This is a genomic window from Lolliginicoccus lacisalsi (assembly GCF_014841105.1).
GTDB classification, from domain to species: domain Bacteria; phylum Actinomycetota; class Actinomycetes; order Mycobacteriales; family Mycobacteriaceae; genus Lolliginicoccus; species Lolliginicoccus lacisalsi.
Genome location: NZ_JACYWE010000019.1, coordinates 1 through 3,054 on the forward strand (window position 1 = coordinate 1; position 3,054 = coordinate 3,054).

At 71.6% G+C, this 3,054-nt stretch carries 1 protein-coding gene; it reads right to left on the bottom strand.

Features of this window, described 5'->3' with window-relative positions; genetic code table 11:
• On the bottom strand, positions 1-3,054 hold a 3,054-nt coding region (locus HT102_RS15680), incomplete at both ends, for a non-ribosomal peptide synthetase (RefSeq protein ID WP_192040395.1).

A 3,054-nucleotide genomic window follows, 5' to 3' on the forward strand; every position in this document is an offset into this window, starting at 1 on the left:
CAGCAGGCGCGGCGGGCCAGGCTCGGTGCCGTGCGCGGGAACGAGCGCGGCGAGCTCGTCCGGGCGAAGCAGCTCGATGCGCGAGACGATCGTCGCGGGATGCTCGGTCACCGTGGCGAGCAGCGCGAGGAGCCGCTTGCCGAGCGCATCGATGGTGCGGGCGTCGAAGAGGTCCGTGGCGTAGAGGAGCCGTGCCGTGGCACCGAGGGCTGTCCCGTCCTCGCTCGCGCGCTCCTCGATGTCGAGCGTCAGGTCGAACTTGGTGACGTTGACATCGATGCCGGTCGGCTCGATCACGAGGCCGGGCAGCTCGATGCGGGCCGCGCGGGCCTCGCCGACCGCGAGCGCCACCTGGAACAGCGGGGCGTGGGCGGCGGTGCGTTCGGGCTCGAGCGCTTCGACGAGAGTCTCGAACGGGACATCGGCGTGACTGAAGGCGTCGATGTCGCGGTCGCGGATGTGCTGCAGGACCGTGTCGAAGCTAGCGCCCGGGTCGATCCCGGCGCGGAGCACCACCGTGTTGACGAACATGCCGATGAGCTCGTGGAGAGCCTCGCTGGAGCGCCCATCGATCGCGGTGCCGATAGCGATGTCGCGCATCCCTGACATGCGCGAGAGCAGCACCGCGAGCGCCGCGTGGTAGACCATGAACGGGGTGGCGTCGTGGCGCCGGGCCAGCGCATGGATGCCCTCGTGCAGGCTGGCAGGAATGAGCTGATCGATGCGCCCTCCCGCGGCGGTGCGCTGCGCCGGGCGTGGCCGGTCGGTGGGCAGCTCGAGGACGGGCGGCAAGCCAGCGAGCACGCGTTCCCAGTGCTCGAGCTGCGCGGCCAGCCGTGTGCCGGGCCTCTCGATGTCGCCGAGCACCTCGCGCTGCCAGAGCGCGTAATCGATGTAGCTGACGGGCAGCGGCTGCCATTCGGGCGGGGCGCCGGCGCGGCGAGCGTTGTAGGCGGTGAGCAGGTCGCGGGCCAGCGGCGCGAGCGATGCCCCATCGAGGGCGATGTGGTGAGCGACGATGCCCAGGACATGATCGGTGTCATCGATGCGCCATAGCGCGGCACCGAAGGGCACCTCGCGGGCGACATCGAACGGCGTGGTCGCGAGCGCGACGAGCTCGCCCTGTAGCGCCTCGGCGCTGGTGGCCCGCGGCACGAGCTCGATGCGGGCCGCATCGTCGACGACCTGGACCGGCCCGTCCGGCGTGGACGGGTAGATCGTTCGCAACGTCGCGTGCCGCTCGGTCACATCGACGAGCGCCTGCGCGAGCGCTCCGGTGTCGAGGGTTCCGGTGAACCGGATGGCGAACGGGATGTTGTACTCGGCTGCCGCGGGCGCGTACTGGTTGAGGATCCACATGCGGGCCTGGGCGTAGGACAACGGTGCCGATGCGGGCCGGGGCCGTGGCGTGACGGGCGGAAGGGCCGCGGCGCCGGTGGAGGAGGCGAGGGCCCGGGCGATCCCGCGCGCGGTGGGCGCGGCGAAGAGGTCGCGGATCGTGACGTCGGTTCCGGTCGCCTCGCTGACGCGGCCCAGCACCCTGATAGCGCTGAGGGAGGTGCCGCCGAGATCGAAGAAGCTCGTGGTCGCTCCCACGCGAGGGTTCCCGAGCACGTCGCCGATGATGCCCGCCACGAGGCGCTCGAGCTCGCCCTCGGGCTCGACCATGTCCTCGCTGGCCACATCGAGCTCCACGGCGGGCAGGGCGCGCCGATCGACCTTGCCATGGCTCGTGGCCGGCATCTCGTCGAGGATCATCACGGCCGCGGGAACCATGTAGTCGGGCAGCGCGTCGGCGATCTGTGCCCGGATCGCTACCGGGTCGAGGCCTGGGGCGCCCTCGCTCGCCGTGACATGGGCGACGAGCCGATCGCCTTGGGTGCTGTGGTGCTGCACGGTCACGACGGCCTGGTTGATGCCGCTGATGGACAGCAGCGCGGCCTCGATCTCGCCGGGCTCGATGCGGATTCCATTGATCTTGACCTGGAGGTCGGAGCGACCGAGGTAGAGGAGCTCGCCGTCGGTCCGCCAGGCCACCAGGTCGCCGGTCCGGTAGAGCCGCGAGCCTGGGCCTCCGTGCGGGTCAGCGACGAACCGCGTGGCGGTGGTCCCCGCCATCGTCCGGTAGCCGCGACCCACCCCGATGCCCCCGATGTAGAGCTCGCCCGGAGTGCCGGGCGGAACGGCGCGCAGGCGATCATCGAGCACGCGCAGCACCGTGCCCGGGATGGGGCCACCGATGGGAACGGGATCGACGCGATCGGTGATGACGTGCGCGGAGGCGACAGCACTGGCCTCGGTCGGGCCGTACCCGTTGATGAGGGTGGTGCCCTGCTCGAGCAGCGCCTCGAGGACCCTGGTGCGCGGCTGCTCGCCACCGAGGGCCAGCGCGCGGAGCGCCAGGAGCAGGTCCTCCCGGTCGTGCTCGACAAGGAGCTCGAACGCCGTGGGTGACATGTTCGCCATCGTCGCGCCACCAGCGTCGCGAACGGATTCCAGGATCCGCCGTGGATCGAAGCCCTGGGGCGGCAGCACCAGCGCGGCACCCGCGGCGAGGGGCCCCCAGACGTTCTTCTGCGTGAGATCGAACGTCGGGGGCGAGGCGACGAGCACGGCATCGGTGGGCGCGATGCCCATCGCAGCGATGTACCAGCGGATCGTGTTGGTGATCCCTGCCATCTCGACGAGCGTGGGCTTGGGCAGGCCGGTGGTGCCGGAAGTGGAGATGACGTAGCCGAGCCGCTGCTCGGGCAGGCCCCGCGCAGCGGTGGGCACTGGTGTGCCCGGCGCGGTCGCCGCCACCCTGCCCGCGAGGTCGATGCTGATCGGTGTTGCCGCACCTGTGCCCGCCTCCGCGTGGCCCGCCTCGACCACGACGGCGCGAGGGCCCGTCGTGGCGAGGATCGCCTCGATTCGCCCCGCTGGAGCATCGGCGTCGAGGGGCGCGTACGCCGCGCCGCGCTTCCACGCGGCGAGCATGCCGACGATCCAGGCTGGCGATCGGGGAACAAGCAGCGCGACGGTGTCGTCGATGCCGATGCCGTGGCGGGCGAG